The following is a 20695-nucleotide window of genomic DNA, read 5'->3' as shown; positions in this document are numbered from 1 at the left end:
CCGGGTCAGCCCTTCATCGCCGCGATCTGGATGAGGTTGCCGCAGGTGTCGTCGAGCACGGCCGTCGTCACCACGCCCATGTCCGTGGGTGGCTGGGTGAACTGCACGCCCAGCGCGGTCAGCCGCTCGTACTCGGCGGCCACGTCCGCGACCGCGAACGAGGTGAACGGGATGCCGTCGGCCACCAGCGCCTCCTTGAACGGCCGAGCCGCCGGGTGCTCGTCCGGTTCGAGCGACAGCTCGGTCCCGTCGGGCTCCTCGGGTGAGACGACGGTGAGCCAGGAGTGCTCCCCCAGCGGGATCTCCCGCTTCGGCACGAAGCCGAGCACCTCGGTGTAGAAGCGCAGCGCCTTGGCCTGGTCGTCGACCATCACGCTCATGACGTTGACCCTCATGGGTCCTCCTCCGGGTCCGGGACCGACCACCGGCGAGCGATCTCGCCCAGTGGCGCGGTGTCGAGGTGGTGGAACGTGTAGCGGCCCTCCCGGCGCCGGCGCACGAGCCCGGCGGACTCGAGGACGTCCACGTGCTGGGAGACCGCCTGCCTGCTCGATCCCATGCCGTGCTTCGTGGCCAGCCGGGAGCAGAGCTCGAACAGCGTCTGCCCGTCCCGGTCCGTGAGCTCGTCGAGGATCGCCCTTCGGGTGGGATCGGCGATCGCCTTGAACACGTCACCCACGGGGTGAGACGTTAGGCAAGCAGCGACTTGCCTGTCAACGGGTTGTCGCGCCGGAGCCCCGCCGGCACCGCGTCCGGATCGAGCACGACACGGAAGAGCGCCCGCGGGTCCTGCAGGGTCGCCGGCGGCCGGGCCGCCGTCCGCGGCACCACCGACTCGAACCGCGCCGGACGGCGGTGCGGCAGCAGTTCCCGTCCGGCGAACGCGTAATCGCCCACCACCTCGCCGAGCAGCAGTCCCGCGCCGTGCTCGATCGGCAGGCCGACCAGGTCGCCCGGCGCCACCTCGTCCAGGAAGGTGGACAGCTGGCGCAGGTCCTTCGCCGGACGGCGTCCGGAGAGCTCCTTGGAGAGCGCCCGCAACTCGGCCGGCGACTGTCCGGTCGCGTCGACGTCGATGCCGGACTGGGTGCCCAGCCCGACCACGCCGGTGGCCAGCGCCGCGCCGAGCTCGGGGTGCGCCCGGGGCCGCACCACCCAGACCGGCACCCCCTCGGGCTCGGGCGCCCGGCGGACGTCGTCAGCCCCGGGCCAGACGTAGGGCAGGTCGTCGGGGTCGCCGGGGAACCGCGACCGGTAGAACGCCGGGTCCTTGGCCAGCAGGTTCGACCGGTGCGAGCGGTGCAGCTCCTCGTCCCCCACCCAGCTGGGCAGCAGGCCGGCGTCGGCCGCCTCGGCCTGGGTCAGCCGGGCCGCGTCCGGGGCGAACTCGCTGATCAGCGTCTCGGTGCTGTCGGCGAACCCGCGCTCGCGCCAGACCCGCACCATCGCCAGCGAGTAGACGACCAGCCCGGCGGTGTGCCCGCGCCACATCGTGACCACCGGGTGGTTGGCCCAGCCGTAGTCGGGGAGCTCGAGGGCGCGCAGCACCTGCAGGCACTCGACCCGCTGCTTGCCCAGCCGGGGGTTGTCCAGGAGCCGGGCGGCCTCGGTGAAGTCGGCGACCGGCAGGAACGTCTGCATCGCCGGGCTTCCTGCCCGCACCGCCGAACGGTCAACCGCCCGGGCAGCTCCAGGGGCCGAAGTCGCGACGTCGGCCCCTCAGGGTCCGAGCGCCGCCAGGGCGGACTCCCAGCGGGCTCGGCGTTCGGCGTCGTCCTGGTCCCACCAGGCCGTGCCGCGCTCGCCCAGGCCGGTCTTGGCCAGCTGCACCCGGGCGCGGGCCGCGGCCACCGCGTCGTCGTCGCCCCGGTGGGTGCGCACCGCCGAGCGGGCCACCCCGAGGTGGTGCAGCAGGCGGGCCCGGACGTCGTCCGGCAGCGTGGGGTCCGCGGTCCGCCAACGACGGCCGTCGACGACGATCCAGCGGCCGTCCTCGGTGTGCTCGACCTCGCGGGTCATGCCAGCCGGCGGGCCAGTTCGGGCAGCACCGCACCCAGCGGGGCGTCGACCTTGAGCGAGGCCTTCGCGTCGCCGCGGGTGGACCCGGAGTTGACGATGGCGACCGGGATGCCGCGCTTGGCCGCATGGATGACGAACCGGTAGCCGCTCATCACGGTCAACGACGAGCCCAGCACGAGCAGCGCCCGGGCGGCGTCCACCAGTGCGAAGCAGGTGTCGACGCGGTCGCGGGGCACGGTCTCGCCGAAGAAGACCACGTCGGGCTTGAGCGGCCCCCCGCCGCAGGCCAGGCAGTCGACCATCACGAACCCGTCGAGCTCCTCCTCGGGGAGCTCCACGTCGCCGTCGGGGTTGACCTCGTCGGTCGGCTCGGGCCGGAACCCGGGGTTGACCGCCCGCAGCCGGACGTCGAGGTCGGCACGGGAGGCCACGTCACCGCAGGCCAGGCAGACGGTGCGGTCCAGCCCGCCGTGCAGCTCCAGGACCTCGCGGGCGCCACCGGCCTGGTGCAGCCCGTCGACGTTCTGGGTGATCACCTCGCCGACCGCCCCGGCCTGCTGCAGCGCGGCGACGGCGCGGTGCCCGGCGTTCGGCCGGGCCTGCTCGATCTGCCGCCAGCCGACGTAGCTGCGCGCCCAGTAGCGGTGCCGGCCGCGGGGGTCACGGGTGAAGGTCTGGTAGGTCATCGGCGTGTGCCGGCGCAGCGAGCCGGTGGCGCCGCGGTAGTCGGGGATGCCGGAGTCGGTGGACAGCCCGGCGCCGGAGAGGACGACGGCGCCACCGTCGGTGAGCAGGTCGGCGAGCTCGGAGAGGCCCTCGACGGTGGGGGTCGCTGCGGTCACTGCTCCATCGTCCCTGCCCGACGGCGGTTGCGCCGTCAGCCCGCGGAACGCTCCCGTGTGTAGCCGGCGACCTGCGAGGTCACCCCCAGTGGCACACCCGTCCGCTGCCCCCACGGGCCCGTCCGAGGAGGCGACCGTCCTGGCTCCCCTTCACGACCGCGCCAACGACCGTCGGCCGGGTCCCTGGTGACCGGGTGGTGGTGGGACGTCATCGGCCTGACCATCGTCGCGTTCGCCGTGGTCGACGAGGCGCGGACCACGCTGGCGGTGGCCAGCGGTCCCGGCCCGCTGACCCGGCTGATCACCCGGGCGATGTGGCGGATCGCCCGGCGGCCCGCCGTGGCGGACTCCGCGCCGGTGCGCGTGGTGGGCGGCCCCGGCGTGGTGCTCGTCGCCGCGACCGTCAGTGCCTGGTTCGCCCTGCTCTGGTTGGGCTGGTCGCTGGTCCTCCTCGGCGACGAGGAGGCGGTGGTCAGCTCGTCCAGTGGCGCACCGGCCTCGGTCTGGGAGCGGTTCTACTTCGCCGGGTACAGCATCGTGACCCTGGGAAACGGTGCGTACCAGCCGTCCGGTGCGGGCTTCCAGCTGGTCACCGTGGCCGCCGCGCTCAGCGGGATGCTGCTGATCACCCTGGGGGTCTCCTACCTGACCTCGGTGATCTCCGCGGTGGTCGCCAAGCGGAGCTTCGCCTCCCAGGTCACCGGCTTCGGCAGCACCGGCGCCGAGATGGCCGCGGGCCTGGCCGCGCCGGGGACCACGGTCCCGGCCGTGGTGTCGCTGTCGTCGCTCTCCTCGGCTCTCACGACGTTGGGGCAGCAGCACCGGGCCTATCCCCTGCTGCACGCCTACCGGCCACAGACACCCGAGCTCGGCACCGCACCCGCGGTCGCCGTGCTGCTCGACGCGGTGCTGGTGCTGTCGTCGGCGGCCGACCCGGCCGACCGGCTGCCGTCCGGGGTGCGCCGATCGGTGCTGTCCGCCGTGCAGCAGTACGTGACCCACGCCCCCACGGCCGGGGGTGAGCAGGCTCCGCCGGCGCCGGAGCTGGAGGCCGGCGAGACCGGTCGACAGGGCCTGGCGGTGGACGCGGCGCAGCTCGCCGAGCAGACCGGGGCGTGCGCCGAGCTGCGCGACGAGCTGTCCCGGCGGATCGCGGCGGCCAGCTACGACTGGCCCGGCACGCGCTCGGCCTGAGGCCGCCGGCTGCTCAGCGGGCGGCGAGCTCCTGCTCCAGCCGCTCCAGCATCGCGCCCTGGATGCGGGCCAGCCCCTTCGGCGCGAAGGTGCGCTCGAAGAAGCCGCCGATGCCGCTCGCGCCGGTCCAGGTGGTGCGGGCTCGCACGGTGCTCGCGCCGGCGTCGTCCGGGTGCACGGTCCAGGTGGTGACCATGGAGGAGTTCGTGTCGCTCTCCACCAGGGCGCCGTCGGGCCCGGCGGTGACGACGACGTCCTGCTCGCGCACCCGCTTGGAGGTGGCCTGCAGGCGCCAGTGCACCTTGGTGCCGGCACCCTGCCCGCCGGCGTCGACGCGGTACTGGCTGAACTGCTCCGGCAGCACCTTCGGCCGGGTGACCTCGTAGTCGGCGAGCGCCGCGCGGACGACGTCCGCCGGTGCGTGTACGACGTGCTCTGCGGTGGCGACGACCTGACCCATGACCCCATCCTCCGCCCCGGGCGCTACGGCTGCTCCGGGTGCCCCTCCTCGGCGTTGAGGTAGCGGCAGCGGAACCGGGCGTTGGCCATCGCCTCGGTGAAGCGCGCCTCCCACAGCGGGTCGTGGGCCGGGAAGCTGTCGAACAGCCGTTCCTCCAGCACGTCCGGCCGGCCGTCCAGGCCGATGCAGGTGCGTTGCAGGAGCACGCGGGTGACACCGTCGACCTCGTCGTGGCCGGCCGTCCAGCGCGCTGCGGCGATCGCCGTCTGCTGGCGTGCCCGGTCGCGCACGGGCAGCCGCCAGCCGTCCGGGCCGGTCACCGCGGTCTGCGGCACCGACATCGCCCAGGCCACGAGCCCGGCCAGCACGAGGACCAGCAGCACAGCCGCCAGGATCCCGACCATGCCGCAACGGTAGTCCCGGATCCGCCCGCCGGCCGGGCTCCGCGGACGGTGCCCGGCCGCTGCCCGACCCGTCGCGCGACTGCGGTCAAACCTCGGCGGTGGCCTCGGTGAGCCGGTGGGCCCCGCAGGAGCAGCCGGGGTTGCGCGCCGACAGCACCAGGGAGACCGCGTGCGCCCGGTCGCGGGCACCCAGCTTGCGCAGGATCGCCTTCACGTGGGACTTCACCGTGTCCTCGGAGATGAACAGGTTCTTCCCGATCGCCCGGTTCGACTGCCCCTGGATCAGCTCGTCGAGCACGTCGGACTCCCGGCGGGTCAACGGCACCTCCGGGGTCAGCTCCCGCGACACCGGCACCTCGGCCCCCTCACCACGACGGATCTGCGGGTCCACCACGGTGCGCCCGGCCCGGGCAGCGAGCACCGCCCAGCCCAGCAGGGTCGGGGAGGTGTTCATCAGCAGGTAGCTGCGCACCCCGGCGGCCAGCGCCTCGTTCACCACACCCGGGTCCTCCGACGTGGCCAGGGCGACGACGGCCAGCTGCGGGAACCGGCGACGCAGGTCCCGCACCGCGTTCAGGGTGGCCGCCCGGCCGGTGCCCAGCTCCACCACCACGGCATCGGGGCGGGCGGACTCCGCCAGGGTCAGCGCACGACGCGGCTCCCCCGGGGTGCCCACCGCCTGCATGCCGGCGGTCTCGTTGATCATGCCGACCAGCCCACGGCGCAGGACCGGGGCGTCGGCGAGGATCAGGACGCGGGTGACGCCGCGGGGGGTGCTGGCCATCGGGGTGGACACGTTCGGTCTCCGCTCACTGTGGGTCATCGACTGACGAGCAGTAGATCGACCGGGTGAACGGACTGCTTGAGCACTTCTGCAGAGGAGACTTCCCGGGCGGTGACGCGGGGTCACCAGGGCCGGGGCGCGTCCTCCGGGGTCAGCTCGGCCGACTCGTCGAGCGGGCCGGGCTCGAACAGCACGGTGAGCCGACCCCGCTCGTCCACGCCCACCCGGGCGCGCACGCCGTACACCCGGGCGATGAGCTCCGCGGTGAGCACCTCCCTCGGCGTCCCGCCGGCCACCGCCCGGCCACGCTCCAGGACGATCACCTCGTCGCAGAAGGTGGCCGCCAGGTTGAGGTCGTGCAGGGCGATCACGCTGGTGACCGGCAGCCGCGAGACCAGCGATAGCAGCTCGAGCTGGTGGCGGATGTCCAGGTGGTTGGTCGGCTCGTCCAGCAGCAGCTCGCGGGGCTCCTGCGCCAGCGCACGGGCGATGTGGGCGCGCTGACGCTCTCCCCCGGAGAGGGTGTCCCAACGCTGGTCGGCCTTGTCGGTCAGCCCGGCGTGCCGCAACGCGTCGGCGACGGCCTCCTCGTCGCGGGTCGCGGAGGCGGTGCCGAAGGAGCCGCGGTGCGGGATCCGGCCGAGCCGCACGACGTCCCGCACGCGGATGTCGACGTCGGTGTCGGCGTGCTGGCTCACCACGGCCACGGCCCGGGCGATGTCGCGCCGGGTGAGGGAGCGGAGCTCGGCGCCGTCGAGGGTGACCACCCCGGAGTCCGGCTTGGCGGTGCCGCCCAGCAGCCGCAGCAGCGAGGACTTCCCCGAGCCGTTCGGCCCCAGCAGGCCGATCGTCGTCCCGGGGGCCGGGCGCAGGGTCACCTGGTCGACGACGAGCGCCCCACCGCGGTGCCACACGACCCGGTCGGCCTCCAGCGTCACGCCGCCCGCCGCTTCCGCACCAGGATCAGCACGAAGGCCGGCACCCCGACCAGCGCCGTCCCCACCCCGACCGGCAGCGGCGTCGGCTGGAACGCCACCCGCGAGACGGCGTCGACCCACACCATGAAGACGGCGCCGATCAGCGCCGTGGCCGGGATCAGCGCGGCGTGCCGGGGTCCGAAGAGGAACCGGGCGGCGTGCGGGAGCACCAGGCCGACGAAGCCGATGGCGCCGGTCACGCTCACCAGCGTCGCGGTGATCAGCGCGGTGAGCACCAGCAGGCCCAGCCGCACCCGGGACACGGCGATGCCCAGCGAGGCGGCGATCTCGTCGCCGAAGGAGAAGGCGTCCAGCGCGTGGGCGTAGGTCAGGCACAGCGCGATGCCCACGCCGACGACGACGGCGCACAGCGCCACGTCGTCCCAGCGCACGCCCTCCAGCGAGCCCAGCAGCCAGAACATCACGCCGCGGGTCTCGTCGGCGTCGGCGAAGGCGAAGATCACGAACGAGGTCAGCGCGGAGAACAGCTGGGTGCTCGCCACCCCCGCCAGGATCACCCGGTCGGTGCCGCCGCCGGCCAGCCGGGCCAGCAGCATGACCAGGGCGAAGGCCAGGAGCGCGCCGATGAAGGCCCCGCCGGAGAGGCCGAGCACGGACCCGCCGACCCCCAGGACGCCGATCACCACCGCGCCGGTGGAGGCGCCGGAGGAGATCCCCAGCAGGAACGGGTCGGCCAGCGGGTTGCGCAGCAGGGACTGCATCACCGCACCGCAGATCCCCAGGCCGGCGCCGGCCGCCGCCGCGGTGAGCGCCCGGGGCAGCCGCTCCTCCCAGACGATCGCGTCCTTCACCACCCGGACCGGGATGTCGGCCAGCCCGAGGTGGTTGAGCAGCACGTCGCGGACGTTCACCAACGAGACGTCCGCCGGCCCGAGCGTGATCGCGGCACCCACCGAGAGGGCCACCGCGACGATCCCGCCGGCGAGCAGCAGCACCGCCCGGAGCGCGCTCCGGCGCGACGTCCCGGACTCGCTCCCGAGCCCCTCCGTGACGGGGGTGGTCGCGGTGGTCAGGGTGCCTGCCCGATCTCGTCCAGGCCGTCGGCCAGCTTCTCCAGCGCGTCCACGAAGCGGATCGAGGGGTTCATCTCGGCACCGTGCAGCGCGACGTAGGCCTCGTCCTGGACCGCCCGCATCGTGCTGGTCAGCGGGTCGGCGGCCAGGAAGGCCTCCTTGTCCGCCAGCCGGTCGCCGGGGAACCGGTCGCGCTGCAGGTCGCCCAGGACCAGCACGTCCGGGTCCCGCTCGACCACGGTCTCCCAGCCCACCGCCGGCCAGTCGTCGTCGAGGTCGGCGAAGACGTTCTCCGCGCCCACGGTGGTCGCCAGCAGGTTCGCCGAGCCGAGGCCGCCGGCCACGTAGGGGGTCTTCGTGTCGGCGAACCAGAAGGCCATCGTGAGGTCACTGGCCTCGATCCGGTCGGTCGCGGCGTCGGCCCGCTCCTGCAGCTGCGTGATGAGCTCTTCCCCACGGGAGGAGACGTCGAAGACCTCGGCCAGCTCCCGGATCTCCCGGTACAGGGAGTCGACCTCCAGCGGAGTGGTGCGGGTGCCGCCGCCGTTGATGACCAGGTCGCCCTCGCAGTCGGTCGGCGACAGGTAGGAGGCGATCCCGGTCTCGGCCAGCCGAGGCCGCTCGACGACGCCGCCCTGCCGGAAGTGCCGGCCGAAGGAGGCGGTGACGAAGTCCGGGTCGGCGCCCAGGACGGCCTCGTAGCTGGGGGCGTTGTCGGCCAGCCGTGGCACCGAGGCGTTGGCGTCGGCGAGCTCGGGCAGGACCGGGTCGGTCCAGGACGCGGTGCCGACCACCCGGTCGCCCAGGCCGAGCGCGAGGAGGATCTCCGTCGAACCCTGGTCGAGCGAGAGGACCCGCTGCGGAGCGGCCTCGAAGGTCATCGACTCGCCGCAGTTGTCGACCACCAGCGGGTAGTCGGTGGCGCTCTCGCCCCCGCTCGCCGCCTCGGCCTCGGGGACCGACTCGGAGGCACCGCAGGCGGCGAGGGCCAGGACAGCGGCGATGGCGGTGGCGGTGCGGCCCACCCGGCCGGAGGACGTGCGCATGCTGGAGGTCCCTGTCGATGGGTCCGGGTGCGCGGCCCTGCCTGACGTGGCGTCAGGAGGCCGGGCACGCACCGGAGGCGTGCTGAGGCTTGCCTAAGCTACCTGCGACCCATCGGAGCCCTGGACCCGGCTCGTCAGCTCCCCCGGGAGACCAGGTCGGCGTACCTCGCCAGGTACAGCGGCCAGCCGGCGTCGTCGGCGACCCCGTCACGGACGGCCTCCCAGCCGTCGCCGTGGCGATCGAGGTGGCGGTGCTCCAGCTCCACCCGCGTGCGCTCCGGGCCCTCGGCGAGGAAACGGACCTCCACCTCGCTGGTGTGCTCGGGATCCGTCTCCACCTGCCACTGCGGGCTGATGTCCCAGCTGAAGACGACCCGGTCGGGTGGCTCGAAGGCCAGGACGCGCGCCCAGCTGCACTCGCTGCCGTCGATGCCCCGGTCGGTGACGTGGCCACCGACGACCGGGTCGAACACGGTCTCGGCGATCGGGACGCCGAGCAGGTTGTGCTCTGGTGGCTTGAAGTCGCCGAGCCGCTCGGTGAACGTCGCGAAGGCCCGGTCGATCGGGGCCTGGACGACGATCTGCCTGCGGACCACGAGGGCGGCTGTCTCGGTCATGAGTCCTCCTGTGTCGGGTGTCCATCGGGGTCGTGCACGACGACGTCCTGATAGCCGTCCAGTGCGCGGCGCCAGAACGTGTCGAGCTGGTCCCGCAGGGCGCCGAGGCCCTCGGGGCTGAGCCGGTAGACCCGGCGCGTGCCGGCGGCGCGGTCGATGACGAGTCCGGCGTCCTTGAGGACCTTCAGGTGCTGGGAGACCGCCGGACGGCTGATCGGCAGCTCGTCGGCGAGCTCCCCCACGGCCTGCGGTCGCTCGGCCAGCGAGGCGACGATGGCGCGCCGGGTGGGGTCCCCCAGCGCCTCCCACCCGTCGCGTCCTTGGTAAGTGACCACGAACGTAAGCTAGGACTTACGGTCGGCTCGGTCAAGGCCTCCGCTCAGGGACGGGGGTCGGTCCGGGTCCAGCCGCGATCGTCCCGGCGCGCGCCCTGGGCCGCGCGGCAGCGCCGGCAGACGGTCTGCACGCCCTCCGCGTGCCGACCGGACTCGGGCTGCACGTCGGCCCAGGTGACGTGCGGGAACCGGGTCAGCCGCGACCGGCTCAGCGACAGGCCGCAGACCGTCTCGTTGCGCCCCGGCGTCCAGGCGTGCACCTCCCCGGCCGGGTACCGGACGGCGTCGTCGGGGTCGGTCCACTGGTCGGAGGCGGCGACCGCCGCGCTGCGTGCTGACACCCACCGCGTGGTACCCGCCGGGGTGCGGTCGGATGCGGCCGGGCCGCCGTGTCCTCAGTCCGATCGGCCCCGCCGGAACCGGGCGGGCCGGCGCACCGTGTCCGCACCCGCCCAGCGGGTGGGGCCCCAGGTGACCCGGTCCGGGGAGGGCAGCGGGAGCGGGTCACCGTGGGAGGTGACGTCCAGGCGGCTCAGCCGACCGTCCTCGACGAACAGCAGGACTCCGCCCACGGGCGCCCCGTCGGCGCCGACGACCGTCCCCTCGACCGGTGCCGGCCCGCTCGCCGGCGCGGCCGGGACGTCGTCGGGCACGTGCAGGTCGAGGGTCCCGCACCCGCAGCGGCAGCCTGTCGTGGCGGCAGCCCGCGGCACCTGGGCGCGCAGCTCGGCGACGCCGAGGAAGTCGTGGGCGAGCAGCGCGTCGAGCAGGTCCCGCGCGTCGTCGCTCAGGGGCCTGGGGCTCTGGCCGGCCCGCGGCCCGGGATCAGCAGCGGTCATGCTCCCCAGTGTCGCCGGTGCCGTGGCGAGCGATGCGACCGGCGGGTCGGCGTGGCCGCGCGGTACGGGGCTGCCGGGACGGCGGGGTGTGGCACGGTGTCGCGGTGCCCGCCCGCGCCTGCGTCCGCCCGACGGGCCTGCGATGACACAGGGAATCCGCAACCCGGCCGGCCCCTCGACCCCCGCTCGCGGATTCCACCACCCGGGGCGGGTGATCGCCGGCGCCTTCGCCGTGGCGGTCGCCATCGGCACCGCGCTGCTGTCGCTGCCCGTCGCCGTCGCCGGCCCCGGGCGCGCCGACCTCCTCACCGCGCTCTTCCACGCCACGTCCGCGGTCTGCGTCACCGGGCTGGTCACCGTGGACACCGGCACGTACTGGTCCGGCTTCGGCCAGGGCGTGATCCTGCTGCTCATCCAGGCCGGCGGGCTCGGGATCATGACGCTGGCCACCCTGGTCGCGCTCGTGCTGTCGCGCCGGCTGGGGCTGCGGGCCCGGCTGATCGCCCAGGCGGAGACCAAGGCGCTGTCCGCCGCGGACGTCCGCCGGGTCATCCGCCGGGTGGTGCTCTTCAGCCTCGGCATCGAGGCCGTGGTCGCCGTCGTGCTCGGGATCCGGTTCGCGACCGGCTACGACCAGCCGCCGGCGACGGCCGCCTACCAGGGCGTGTTCCACGCCATCTCGGCGTTCAACAACGCCGGGTTCGGGCTCCACCCCGCCAACCTGATCCCGTACGTGGCCGACCCGTGGATCAGCGTGACGATCTGCGTCGCCGTCATCACCGGCGGCCTGGGCTTCCCGGTGGTCTTCGAGCTGGTCCGCGAGTGGCGGACGCCGAAGAACTGGTCGGTGCTCACCCGGATCACCGTCATCGTCACCGTCGTCCTGCTCGTCGGCGGGACCCTGCTGTTCCTGCTCGCCGAGGCCGACAACCCGGGCACCCTGGGCCCGCTGAGCGCCGGGGCGACCGTGCTGGCTGCGTTCACCGCGGCGGTGATGCCGCGCACGGCCGGGTTCAACAACCTCGACATCGCCGCCTACCAGCCCGAGACGCTGCTGCTCACCGACGCGCTGATGTTCATCGGCGGCGGCAGCGCCGGCACGGCCGGCGGCATCAAGGTGACCACCTTCGGCCTGCTGGCCTACGTCCTCTGGGCGGAGATGCGCGGTGACCCTGATGTCGAGGTGGGCCGTCGCCGGGTGCCGAGCACCAACCAGCGCCAGGCGCTGGCGATCGCACTGCTCGGCATCGGCGTGGTGGCCGTCTCCACCTTCGTGCTGGAGGCGCTGACCGACTTCACCTTCGACCAGGTGCTGTTCGAGGTCGTCTCCGCGTTCTCCACCGTCGGCCTGTCCACCGGCATCACCGCCGACGTCCCCGCAGCCGGGCAGCTCCTGCTCGTGCTGCTCATGTACGTCGGCCGGATCGGGCCGCTCACCCTGGCCTCCGGGCTCGCGCTCCGCGACCGCGCCCGCCGGCACCAACTCCCCGAGGAGAGGACCATCGTTGGCTAGCCACAAGGACCCCGTCGCCGTGCTCGGCCTGGGCCGGTTCGGCACCGCACTCGCCCTGGAGCTGGCCCGAGGCGGCACCGAGGTGCTCGCCGTGGACAACCGGCCCGACATCGTCCAGCGGCTGTCGGGGCAGCTGGGCCAGGTCGTCATCGCCGACACCACCGACGCGGACGCGCTGACCGAGATCGGCATCGCCGACTTCAGCCGCGTCGTCGTGGCCATCGGCGGCCACCTCGAGGCGAGCATCCTCACCACCGCGCTGCTGTCCGAGCTCGAGATCCCCACCATCTGGGCCAAGGCCGTCACCCGACAGCAGGCGACCATCCTGAGCCGCATCGGCGCCCATCACGTGGTCTTCCCCGAGCAGGAGATGGGCGAGCGGATCGCGCACCTGGTCGCCGGCCGCCTGCTGGACTGGGTGGAGCTGGACCCGCAGTGGGTGTTCGCCAAGACCAAGCCGCCGCGGGAGATCGTCGGCGTCCCGCTGGGCCAGACCGGTCTGCGGAAGCGGCACCACGTCACGGTGGTGTCCGTGAAGCCGGAGAACACGGCGAGCTACACCCACGCCGACTACGACACCGTGCTCACGTACGGCGCGGAGATCGTCATCGCCGGCCGGCCGGCCCACGTGGAGCGCTTCGTCGAACTGCAGTGACCACCGGGTGGGTGCCGGCAGGATCCGAACCTGCGGCACACGGTTGAGGCCCCCGGGGGAGTCGCCACCGAGCAGAAGCGGCTAGCGGAGCGTCCGCCTAACGCGCAGCGTCCTCCCGACGACCCAAGCCGCGCAGGTCCGGCAGATGTACACACCGGGCGTGCCACCGAGCTCATGGGCTGCCCTCGACGGGCGCTCCCGTTCACAGCAGCCGCAGGTCACCGTTTCGTCAGTCGCGGGAGTCGAGCGACGGCCCAGCAGCTTCACGGAGCACTCCGATCAGTTGGCGGACGGTCGGTGAGCCAGCGAGGCCGTCCGCTGTCCGGTACACCCGGCAGGACAGCCCCACGGGGCTGTCCTGGTCCAGGAAGGGATCCTGCCCGTTCACCAGCACGGTCGGAGAGCCTCGGAACTCCGCCGCTTCCGCTTCTTCGGGCGTGCTGACGGCGCGGTGCTCGACCCGGACATCGCCGCATCCGATCTCCGCGAGTGCGTCGCGGAGGCGCGCGTCCGCCACCTCCCAGTTGGGGCAGCCGTCGAAGTAGAGAAGGGCGACGTCCATACGGCGGACCCAGCCCGGGCTTCGGCGGCGATGACGCTCGACCTGTACGAGCACCTTCTTCGGAGACGAGCTGGACGCCGACCGCATCGATGCCGCCGCCCGTGTCCATCGCGTGCCCAGATCCGACTCTCGTCCCGATCACTCGGTATCGACAACAGGCCTGAGCTGGTGTTTCTTGGTGCCCCCGGCAGGATTCGAACCTGCGGCACACGGTTTAGGAAACCGATGCTCTATCCCCTGAGCTACGGGGGCTGCGGCGGTGCGGCGCACCACCACCGAGCCGCTGGGCGCGGACCCGGTTGCCGACGAGAGGGTATCGGACGGCCGAGGGGCCCGACGGCATGCGCCGTCGGGCCCCTCGCGTCCTGCGTGCCGGCGCCCGGGAGGCGGCGGCACCGTGGATCAGGCCTGCAGGGACTCCATGAAGTCCGGGTTCTCCTCGAGCCAGGCCTCGACGGCCTCGGCGTACCGGCCCTCGCCGTACTCGTTGACGACCAGGTTCTCCAGCGAGCCGTACTGCTCGTCGGTGAGGGTCGCGTTCTCCATCATCGCAGCCACGTCGGCACAGTCGGCCGCGAAGCCCTCACGCGCGAGCGTGTGCAGGCCCTCGGCGTCGCCCAGGGCGCCTTCCGGGTCGGCGAGGTCCTTGACCGGGAACTCGCTGTTGGCCCAGAACGGGCGCCACAGGGTGACGACGATGTCCTCGTTGGCGTCGGTCGCCGCCTGCAGCTCGGCCAGCATCGCGGTCGTGGAGGACTCGACCAGCGTGTAGTCCCCCTCCAGCCCGTAGGTCGGCATGACGCTGTCCTTGGTGGTGGCGGTGAGGCCCGCACCCGGCTCGATCCCGACGATCCGGCCGTCGAACATCTCGGCGTTGCCAGCCAGGTCGGCGATCGACTCGATGTCGGTGTACTCCGGGACGGCGAAGGTCAGCTTGGCGCCCTCGTACCACGCACCGAGGTCCTCGAGCTGGTCGCCGTACTCCTCCATGTAGGCCGCGTGGGTGACCTCGGACCAGGCGGACGGGTAGACGTCGACGTCGCCCCCGGCCAGGCCGGCGTACAGCGGAGCCGCCTCGGAGATCTCGGTCATCTCGACCTCGATGCCCTGCTCGCCGAGGACGCCGTCCCACAGGTGGGCCATGCTCAGGCCGTCGGTCCAGGACGGGATGAAGCCCAGGTTGACGGTCTCGCAGTCGCTGCCGGACGACGTCCCGCCGGCGGCGGTGGTGTCCTCCTCGGCGTCCCCACCGCAGGCGGTGGCGGTGAGTGCGACGGCGGCGAGGCCGGCGGCCAGGCGTGCGCCTCGGGTGGTCAGGTGCTTGTTCATGCGGTCGTTCCTCTCCTACATCTGGTGGCGGTCGACTGCCCCGCGCACCGTTGGTGCTCCGGCTCCGCGGCGACGGCCCGGGAGGGCCGCGCCGGTCGGCTACCGGGCAGGTCGGTTCGGTGAGTTCTGGTCGGTCCCGACGGGCGTGACCGCATCGGCGGACCGGCTGCTGGCGGCGAGGCCGCCCTTGCCGACCGAGCCACCGCGGCTGAGGAAGCTCGGGATCGCGCCGAGGCGACCGCGCTGCTGGCCGAACGCGCTGGTCAACCGGTCGAGGTAGATGGCGAGGATGACCACCGAGAGGCCGCCCTCGAAGCCGAGTCCGATGTCGAGCCGGGAGATGCTGGTGACCACGACGCCACCCAGGCCGGCCGCGCCGATCAGCCCGGCGATGACCGCCATGGAGAGCGCCAGCATGATCACCTGGTTGACCCCGGCCATGATCGTCGGCAGGGCCAGCGGCAGCTGGATGCCGCGCAGGATCCGGCCCGGCGGGCTGCCGAAGGCGTGCCCGGCCTCCACCAGCTCCTGGTCGACCTGCCGGATGCCCAGCTCGGTCAGCCGGACGCCGGGCGGCATGGCGAAGATGATCGTGGTGACCACCCCGGGGACGAGACCGATCCCGAAGAACGTCACCGCGGGCACGAGGTAGACGAAGGCCGGCATGGTCTGCATGAAGTCGAGAACCGGCCGGAGAGCGGAGCTGACCCGGTCGCTCTTGGCCGCCGCGATCCCGATCGGGATGCCGATCGCCACCGCGATCAACGCGGACACCAGGACCAGGGCCAGCGTGGCCATGGCCGGCTCCCACATCCGCATGCTGATGAGCAGCAGCAGGCCCAGCAGCGAGACGACGCCGAAGCGCACCGATCGCACCACGCCGCCGAGCACGGCCAGCAGGACGGCCAGCAGGATCGACGGGGGGAACAGCAACGCGTCGCGCAGCCCCTCCACACCGGCCTCGGTGACGTCGCTGATCACGTCGAAGACCGGGGAGAAGTTCTCGGTCACCCAGTCGAAGCCGGTGTCGATCCAGTCGCCCACCGGGATCTGCGGCAGGGCGCCGTCCTCGGCGGCCCGGAACACGGTGTCAGCCACGGGTGGTCTCCTTCGTCGCCATGGCGGTGGCGCCCACCGGGTCGGCCGATGCCGGCGCGGCGGACGGCGCGGGGCGCGGGACGCCCCCGAGGGCAGCCAGGACCGCCCCGCGGGGCACGACCCCCAGCAGCCGGCCGTCGTCGTCCACGACGGTCACCGGCACCTCGTCCTGGGCGGCCGGGGCGAGCAGGTCGCTCAGCGTGGTGGTCGCCCGGACGTCGACCGGGGGCAGCAGGGCGAGGCCGGCCAGCGACGGTGCGCCGGTCGCGACGGCGGCCCGGACGGCGTCCTCGGTGGCCACCCCGGCCACCCGGCCGTCGCCGTCACCCACGAGCACGGAACCGGAGCGGTGCTCCTGCATCGTCCGGAGCACGTGTGCGGGCGCGGCCGCCGGCGCGACCAGGGTGGGCGCCTCCACCATCACGTGCCGCGCGGTGAACACCCGCCCACGGTCGACGTCGGCGAGGAACTGCTTGACGTAGTCGTCGGCCGGGGTCTCGAGGATCTGGTCCGGCGTGCCGATCTGCACGACCCGGCCGTCGCGCATGATCGCGATCCGGTCACCGAGGCGCATGGCCTCGTTCAGGTCGTGGGTGATGAAGACGATCGTCTTGCCCAGCGAGGCCTGCAGCTCCAGCAGCTGGTCTTGCATCTCGCGGCGGATCAACGGGTCCAGCGCGCTGAACGCCTCGTCCATCAGCAGCAGGTCGGTGTCGGCGGCGAGCGCGCGGGCCAGGCCGACCCGCTGCTTCATGCCGCCGGAGAGCTGCCCCGGCTTCTGGTCTGCCCACTGGTCGAGCCCGACGAGTGCGAGGGCCTCCTGCGCCCTGGCCCGGCGGGTGGCGCGGTCGACGCCGCGCACCTCGAGGGCATAGGCGGCGTTGTCCAGCACACTGCGGTGCGGGAAGAGGGCGAAGTGCTGGAACACCATGCTCATCTGCTCCTGCCGGAGCCGGCGCAGCGCCTTCTCGTCCAGCGCGGTCAGCTCGGCCTCACCCACGTGCACGGTGCCGGCAGTGACCTCCAGCAGCCCGTTGAGCATCCGCAGCAGCGTCGACTTGCCCGAGCCGGACAGCCCCATGACCACGAAGATCTCGCCCGGCTCGACGGTGAAGCTGACGTCGATGACGGCCGGGGTCGCGCCACGCTCCCGCACGTCGGCCACGGAGGCGCCGTCCCGGAGCCGGTCGACCGCCTCGGCGGTCCGCCGGCCGAAGACCTTGAACAACCCCTCGGCATGTACTGCGGGCACGGGCAACCTCTCGTCTGCGGACAGGACCCCGGCCCGGCGGCCCGACCAGCAGGGGCGCGCAGCTCCGCGGAGCGCTCGTCATCTGCCCGTGTCGTGCCACCCGGCGCACCACCCCTCGGGTGGGCGCCGTGAGGCGCGGGTGCGGCTCGCCGGCCACGACGCCGGTGGCGTCGGCGCGCACGTCTCGGTGCGCCGGTCAGAGAGCCGGGGTGGGGCAGGCAGGGCCCGCCCCATCTCGGAACAGGACGCTAACAGCAAATGGCGAATGCAAATGGCGCTTTCCACCTATCGGGGAAATCCGTTATGCGGTCGTGACGCACATGGGGGTGTCGAAGACCACAATGACAAATCCATGGCGCGGTCGAGATCGGTTCCGTCGGGCAGGTGTTGCCGATCTGAGCTGGGGGTATCAGGTGTGGATCATGCCGTGAGGGCAACCGAAAAATGTGTTGCCGCGTCGTCATGGAATCGTCATCAGATCTCCATGTGGCACAACTGGACAGCAATTCCAGCCCGGTCGATCGCCGAATCGACGACCGCGATGGGCGCGGGTCGGGGAACCTCCGGGGTGGCCGACGCGTGGAAGGAGATGCGGGCGGCACCGTGTCGCAACCGTTACCTTGTGTCAGCACGTACGAGCCCCGGCAACGGCGCCGGAGGCGCGGGAGGTGGAGAGCACAGATGGAGATCACGGTCGTCGACGTCCCCGAGCGGGGCCGCTTCGAGATCCGGGACGGCGAGCGCGTCGTCGGCCTGGCCAGCTACCACGTCGACCAGGGCCTGATGACCCTGCCGCACACCGAGATCGACCCGGCGATGGGCGGCAGAGGCCTCGGGACGCAGCTGGTCGGCACCGTCCTCACCGCCGCGCGCGAGCGCGGCCTGCACGTGCTCCCCTACTGCTCGTTCATCCGGAAGTACCTGGTCGACCACCCCGAGCAGCTGGACCTCGTGGCCGAGGCCGACCGGCCCACCTTCGGCCTCGCCCCCGCCCACAGCTGATCCACCCAGCGGCACCGGCGGGGTCTTCCTAGGCTCAGCCGGGTGCCCACCGCCCTGCTCTGGTTCCGCCGCGACCTGCGTCTGGACGACCACCCGGCCCTCCTCGCCGCCGTCGACGCCGCCGGGCCCGGGGGCGCCGTCGTCCCGGTCTTCGTCTTCGACGACCGGCTCTACGGCCCCTCCGGCGAGCCGCGCCGGCGGTTCCTGCTCGACTGCCTGGCCGAGCTCGGCGCCTCGACCGGCGGCGCCCTGGTCACGCGCACCGGCGACCCGGCCGCCGTCCTCCCCCGGCTGGTCGCCGAGCTGGAGGCGGTGAGCGTGCACGTCACCGCCGACGCCGGCCCGTACGGACGGCGGCGCGACCAGGCGGTGGAGCGGGCGCTGGGCGACGTCCCGCTGGTGCGCACCGGCTCGCCGTACGCGGTGGCGCCCGGCCGGGTGGTCAAGCGGGACGGGACGCCGTTCCGGGTCTTCACCCCGTTCGCCCGCGCCTGGCGGGAGCACGGCTGGCACTCCCCCGCCGTCCGCCCCGACCCGGTCCCGTGGCAGCACGACGTGCGCTCCGACGAGCCCCCGCCGCGGCCCGACCTGGACGACGTCCAGCTCCCTCCGGCCGGCGAGGCCGCGGCCCGGGAGGCCTGGCACCGGTTCCGGGACGAACGGCTGCTCGGGTACGACGAGGGCCGCGACCGCCCCGGCACCAACGGGACCAGCCGGCTGTCGGCGTACCTGAAGTACGGCTGCATCCACCCGCGGACGCTGCTCGCCGACCTGGCCGCCGAGCAGGGCTCGGAGTCGGTGCGCCGCTACACCGACGAGCTGGCCTGGCGCGACTTCTACGCCGACGTCCTGTGGCACCGGCCCGACTCCGCCCGGGAGTACCTCAACCCGCAGCTGCAGGGCATGGGCTACGACTCCGGGCCGGACGCCGAGGAGCTGGTGCGCGCCTGGGAGACCGGCCGCACCGGTTTCCCGATCGTCGACGCCGGAATGCGGCAGCTGCTCGGTGAGGCCTACGTGCACAACCGGGTGCGGATGATCGTCGCCTCGTTCCTGGTCAAGGACCTGCACCAGGAGTGGACCCGCGGCGCGCGGTGGTTCATGCAGCACCTGGTCGACGGTGACCTGGCCAGCAACAACCACGGCTGGCAGTGGGTCGCCGGCACCGGCACCGACGCCTCGCCGTACTACCGGGTGTTCAACCCGATCACCCAGGGCAAGAAGTTCGACCCGGACGGCGCCTACGTGAAGCGCTGGGTGCCCGAGCTGCGCGACCTGGACCCGAAGCACGTGCACGAGCCGTGGACGGCGCCCGGCGGCGTCCCGGCCGGCTACCCCGAGCCGGTCGTCGACCACGCCCACGAGCGGCAGGTGTCCCTGGACCGCTACGCCGCCGTCCGCGCCCGTTGACCCGAGGGCAGAAATGGCCATTTCTGCCCTCGGGTGTCGGGTGGGTCACGGGGGCCGTCGTGGCGGAGGCGGCCGGCGCGGGTGAAGCTGGACGGCGTGATCGTCCGTGCCTGAGGGCCACACCCTGTTCCGACTGGCCCGCGAGCAGCAGGCCGCGTTCGCCGGCCGCGAGGTGCACGTGACCAGCCCGCAGGGCCGTTTCGCCGGTCCGGCCGAGCTGCTCGACGGCCGGGTGCTCGACGAGGTGACCTCCTACGGCAAGCACCTGTTCGCCTTCTTCGGCCCAGACGTCGTCCACGTCCACCTGGGCCTCTACGGGAAGTTCACCTCCGGCACCGGCCTGCCGCCCGCGCCCCGTGGTGCCCTGCGGATGCGCTGGGAGGGACCGGGCGAGGACGGCGAGGGCGTGTGGACCGACCTGCGCGGCGCCACCGCCTGCGACCTGATCACCGACGGCGAGGTGCAGTTGATCCTCGACCGGCTGGGCCCGGACCCGCTGCGCCGGCGGTCGGACCCGGCGAAGGCGTTCACCCGCATCTCCCGCAGCCGGACCACCATCGGCGCGCTGCTGATGGACCAGGCCGTGCTGGCCGGCGTCGGGAACGTCTACCGGGCCGAGGTGCTGTTCCGGCAGCGGCTGAGCCCCTTCCGGCTCGGCCGGGACGTCGACGCCGCCACCTGGGACGCGATGTGGGCCGACCTCGTGACGCTGATGAAGGCCGGGGTCAAGGCCGGCCGGATCGTCACCACCGAGCGCGAGGACCGCGAACGCCGGCGCGGCCCGGCGCTGCGCGAGGACGCGCACTACGTCTACCGGCGCTCCGGGCTGCCCTGCCGCATCTGCGGCACCGAGGTGCGCACCGAGCTCATGGTCGGCCGCAACCTCTTCTGGTGCCCCACCTGCCAAGCGGTCTGAGGGCCGAGGCATAGGAGGCTTTCCACCCGGTCTACGGCGCCATACCGGGTGGAGAGCCTCCTATGCCCCCTTCAGCGGAGGGCGCCCTTGGCTTCGTCGCCCGCCGGGACGGCCTGCAGCAGCCGGACGCCGATCGGCTCGGTCAGGTCGTCCTTGACGCTCTCGGTGAGCTGGTTGAACGTGTCCCCCGCCCCGTGGGCCTTGACGTCGTCCTGGGTGGCCCAGCGCTCGATCATCACGAAGCCGTAGCCGTCCTCGTGCAGGGCGTACAGCTCGCAGCCGGACTCCTCGTGCACCTTCGGGATGGCGGCGGTGAACGCCTCCCGGACGGCATCGGCGCGGCCGGGCTTGGGCGAGATGGTGGCGACGATCGTGATGGACACGCAGGACTCCTCAGCGGTGGTCGG

At 73.2% G+C, this 20695-nt stretch carries 26 protein-coding genes and 1 tRNA gene; 6 read left to right on the top strand and 21 right to left on the bottom strand.

The window, feature by feature from the left end:
• Positions 1 to 5 precede the first annotated feature (5 nt).
• Genes O2V61_RS02990 through O2V61_RS02970 form a run of 5 tightly spaced genes read right to left on the bottom strand, consistent with a single transcriptional unit; the run spans position 6 to position 2861 of the window.
• The gene (locus O2V61_RS02990; protein WP_269181848.1) at positions 6 to 395 is read right to left on the bottom strand and encodes a VOC family protein; all 390 of its coding nucleotides are present in this window, start codon (positions 393 to 395) and stop codon (positions 6 to 8) included.
• Positions 392 to 679, bottom strand: coding sequence for an ArsR/SmtB family transcription factor (locus O2V61_RS02985; protein WP_269181847.1), 288 nt, complete (start codon positions 677 to 679; stop codon positions 392 to 394). The genes O2V61_RS02990 and O2V61_RS02985 overlap by 4 nt, the downstream gene beginning before the upstream one ends.
• An 11-nt stretch (positions 680 to 690) precedes the next feature.
• Positions 691 to 1662 (bottom strand): MSMEG_6728 family protein, encoded by a 972-nt coding sequence (locus O2V61_RS02980; protein WP_269181846.1) that lies wholly within the window; start codon positions 1660 to 1662, stop codon positions 691 to 693.
• 57 nt (positions 1663 to 1719) lie between these two features.
• Complete coding sequence (locus O2V61_RS02975) at positions 1720 to 2019, bottom strand: biopolymer transporter Tol (RefSeq protein ID WP_269181845.1); 300 nt, start codon at positions 2017 to 2019, stop codon at positions 1720 to 1722.
• The gene (locus O2V61_RS02970) at positions 2016 to 2861 is read right to left on the bottom strand and encodes an NAD-dependent protein deacetylase (protein ID WP_269181844.1); all 846 of its coding nucleotides are present in this window, start codon (positions 2859 to 2861) and stop codon (positions 2016 to 2018) included. The genes O2V61_RS02975 and O2V61_RS02970 overlap by 4 nt, the downstream gene beginning before the upstream one ends.
• A 186-nt stretch (positions 2862 to 3047) precedes the next feature.
• Between O2V61_RS02970 and O2V61_RS02965 the strand changes: the two genes are divergently transcribed.
• Positions 3048 to 4055: a potassium channel family protein gene (locus O2V61_RS02965; RefSeq protein ID WP_269181843.1), complete on the top strand. Its 1008-nt coding sequence runs from the start codon at positions 3048 to 3050 to the stop codon at positions 4053 to 4055.
• A gap of 13 nt (positions 4056 to 4068) precedes the next feature.
• On the opposite strand, the gene O2V61_RS02960 is transcribed toward O2V61_RS02965, so the two are convergent.
• The 10 genes from O2V61_RS02960 to O2V61_RS02915 all read right to left on the bottom strand — a co-directional run bounded on the left by O2V61_RS02960 (position 4069) and on the right by O2V61_RS02915 (position 10551).
• A complete protein-coding gene (locus tag O2V61_RS02960) occupies positions 4069 to 4515 on the bottom strand; it encodes an SRPBCC family protein (protein WP_269181842.1) in 447 nt (148 codons plus the stop codon).
• A gap of 23 nt (positions 4516 to 4538) precedes the next feature.
• The gene (locus tag O2V61_RS02955; protein WP_269181841.1) at positions 4539 to 4919 is read right to left on the bottom strand and encodes a hypothetical protein; all 381 of its coding nucleotides are present in this window, start codon (positions 4917 to 4919) and stop codon (positions 4539 to 4541) included.
• 85 nt (positions 4920 to 5004) lie between these two features.
• Positions 5005 to 5715: a response regulator transcription factor gene (locus O2V61_RS02950; RefSeq protein ID WP_269181840.1), complete on the bottom strand. Its 711-nt coding sequence runs from the start codon at positions 5713 to 5715 to the stop codon at positions 5005 to 5007.
• A gap of 110 nt (positions 5716 to 5825) precedes the next feature.
• The gene (locus O2V61_RS02945) at positions 5826 to 6641 is read right to left on the bottom strand and encodes an ABC transporter ATP-binding protein (protein WP_269181839.1); all 816 of its coding nucleotides are present in this window, start codon (positions 6639 to 6641) and stop codon (positions 5826 to 5828) included.
• Positions 6638 to 7636 carry a FecCD family ABC transporter permease gene (locus tag O2V61_RS02940; protein WP_269181838.1) on the bottom strand — a complete coding sequence of 333 codons (999 nt, stop codon included), beginning with the start codon at positions 7634 to 7636 and terminating at the stop codon, positions 6638 to 6640. Before O2V61_RS02940 ends, O2V61_RS02945 begins: the two co-directional genes overlap by 4 nt.
• 74 nt (positions 7637 to 7710) lie before the next feature.
• Positions 7711 to 8760, bottom strand: a complete 1050-nt coding sequence (locus O2V61_RS02935; protein ID WP_269181837.1) for an ABC transporter substrate-binding protein — start codon at positions 8758 to 8760, stop codon at positions 7711 to 7713.
• Positions 8761 to 8894: 134 nt separating this feature from the next.
• A complete protein-coding gene (locus O2V61_RS02930) occupies positions 8895 to 9377 on the bottom strand; it encodes an SRPBCC family protein (protein ID WP_269181836.1) in 483 nt (160 codons plus the stop codon).
• Complete coding sequence (locus tag O2V61_RS02925; RefSeq protein WP_269181835.1) at positions 9374 to 9712, bottom strand: ArsR/SmtB family transcription factor; 339 nt, start codon at positions 9710 to 9712, stop codon at positions 9374 to 9376. The genes O2V61_RS02930 and O2V61_RS02925 overlap by 4 nt, the downstream gene beginning before the upstream one ends.
• A gap of 44 nt (positions 9713 to 9756) precedes the next feature.
• Positions 9757 to 10053, bottom strand: coding sequence for a hypothetical protein (locus O2V61_RS02920; protein WP_269181834.1), 297 nt, complete (start codon positions 10051 to 10053; stop codon positions 9757 to 9759).
• Positions 10054 to 10107: 54 nt separating this feature from the next.
• A complete protein-coding gene (locus tag O2V61_RS02915) occupies positions 10108 to 10551 on the bottom strand; it encodes a hypothetical protein (RefSeq protein ID WP_269181833.1) in 444 nt (147 codons plus the stop codon).
• A gap of 142 nt (positions 10552 to 10693) precedes the next feature.
• On the opposite strand from O2V61_RS02915, the gene O2V61_RS02910 reads away from it, so the two are divergent.
• Positions 10694 to 12064: a TrkH family potassium uptake protein gene (locus tag O2V61_RS02910; protein ID WP_269181832.1), complete on the top strand. Its 1371-nt coding sequence runs from the start codon at positions 10694 to 10696 to the stop codon at positions 12062 to 12064.
• The gene (locus tag O2V61_RS02905) at positions 12057 to 12719 is read left to right on the top strand and encodes a potassium channel family protein (RefSeq protein WP_269181831.1); all 663 of its coding nucleotides are present in this window, start codon (positions 12057 to 12059) and stop codon (positions 12717 to 12719) included. Before O2V61_RS02910 ends, O2V61_RS02905 begins: the two co-directional genes overlap by 8 nt.
• Before the next feature lie 229 nt (positions 12720 to 12948).
• Here the strand turns inward: O2V61_RS02905 and O2V61_RS02900 are convergent, their stop codons facing one another.
• From O2V61_RS02900 to O2V61_RS02880, 5 genes are all read right to left on the bottom strand, one after another.
• Positions 12949 to 13281, bottom strand: coding sequence for a DF family (seleno)protein (locus O2V61_RS02900; RefSeq protein WP_269181830.1), 333 nt, complete (start codon positions 13279 to 13281; stop codon positions 12949 to 12951).
• A 176-nt stretch (positions 13282 to 13457) separates the two neighbouring features.
• Positions 13458 to 13533, bottom strand: a tRNA-Arg gene (locus tag O2V61_RS02895).
• A gap of 150 nt (positions 13534 to 13683) precedes the next feature.
• Positions 13684 to 14610: a glycine betaine ABC transporter substrate-binding protein gene (locus O2V61_RS02890; RefSeq protein WP_269181829.1), complete on the bottom strand. Its 927-nt coding sequence runs from the start codon at positions 14608 to 14610 to the stop codon at positions 13684 to 13686.
• 99 nt (positions 14611 to 14709) lie between these two features.
• Entirely contained in the window at positions 14710 to 15708 is a 999-nt protein-coding gene (locus O2V61_RS02885; protein ID WP_269181828.1) for an ABC transporter permease, read from the bottom strand.
• Complete coding sequence (locus tag O2V61_RS02880; protein ID WP_269181827.1) at positions 15701 to 16960, bottom strand: quaternary amine ABC transporter ATP-binding protein; 1260 nt, start codon at positions 16958 to 16960, stop codon at positions 15701 to 15703. The genes O2V61_RS02885 and O2V61_RS02880 overlap by 8 nt, the downstream gene beginning before the upstream one ends.
• Before the next feature lie 681 nt (positions 16961 to 17641).
• Between O2V61_RS02880 and O2V61_RS02875 the strand changes: the two genes are divergently transcribed.
• The 3 genes from O2V61_RS02875 to O2V61_RS02865 all read left to right on the top strand — a co-directional run bounded on the left by O2V61_RS02875 (position 17642) and on the right by O2V61_RS02865 (position 20288).
• The gene (locus tag O2V61_RS02875) at positions 17642 to 17962 is read left to right on the top strand and encodes a GNAT family N-acetyltransferase (RefSeq protein WP_269181826.1); all 321 of its coding nucleotides are present in this window, start codon (positions 17642 to 17644) and stop codon (positions 17960 to 17962) included.
• 42 nt (positions 17963 to 18004) lie between these two features.
• A complete protein-coding gene (locus tag O2V61_RS02870) occupies positions 18005 to 19372 on the top strand; it encodes a cryptochrome/photolyase family protein (protein WP_269181825.1) in 1368 nt (455 codons plus the stop codon).
• A 106-nt stretch (positions 19373 to 19478) separates the two neighbouring features.
• A complete protein-coding gene (locus O2V61_RS02865) occupies positions 19479 to 20288 on the top strand; it encodes an Fpg/Nei family DNA glycosylase (protein WP_269181824.1) in 810 nt (269 codons plus the stop codon).
• A 71-nt stretch (positions 20289 to 20359) separates the two neighbouring features.
• On the opposite strand, the gene O2V61_RS02860 is transcribed toward O2V61_RS02865, so the two are convergent.
• On the bottom strand, positions 20360 to 20671 hold the full coding sequence (locus tag O2V61_RS02860) for a putative quinol monooxygenase (RefSeq protein ID WP_269181823.1): 312 nt from the start codon (positions 20669 to 20671) through the stop codon (positions 20360 to 20362).
• Positions 20672 to 20695 lie beyond the last annotated feature (24 nt).

The organism is Modestobacter sp. VKM Ac-2985 (assembly GCF_026967925.1).
Classification (GTDB): domain Bacteria; phylum Actinomycetota; class Actinomycetes; order Mycobacteriales; family Geodermatophilaceae; genus Modestobacter.
The sequence above is the reverse complement of the archived record's forward strand: the minus strand, read 5'-3'. Positions and strand labels throughout refer to the sequence as shown.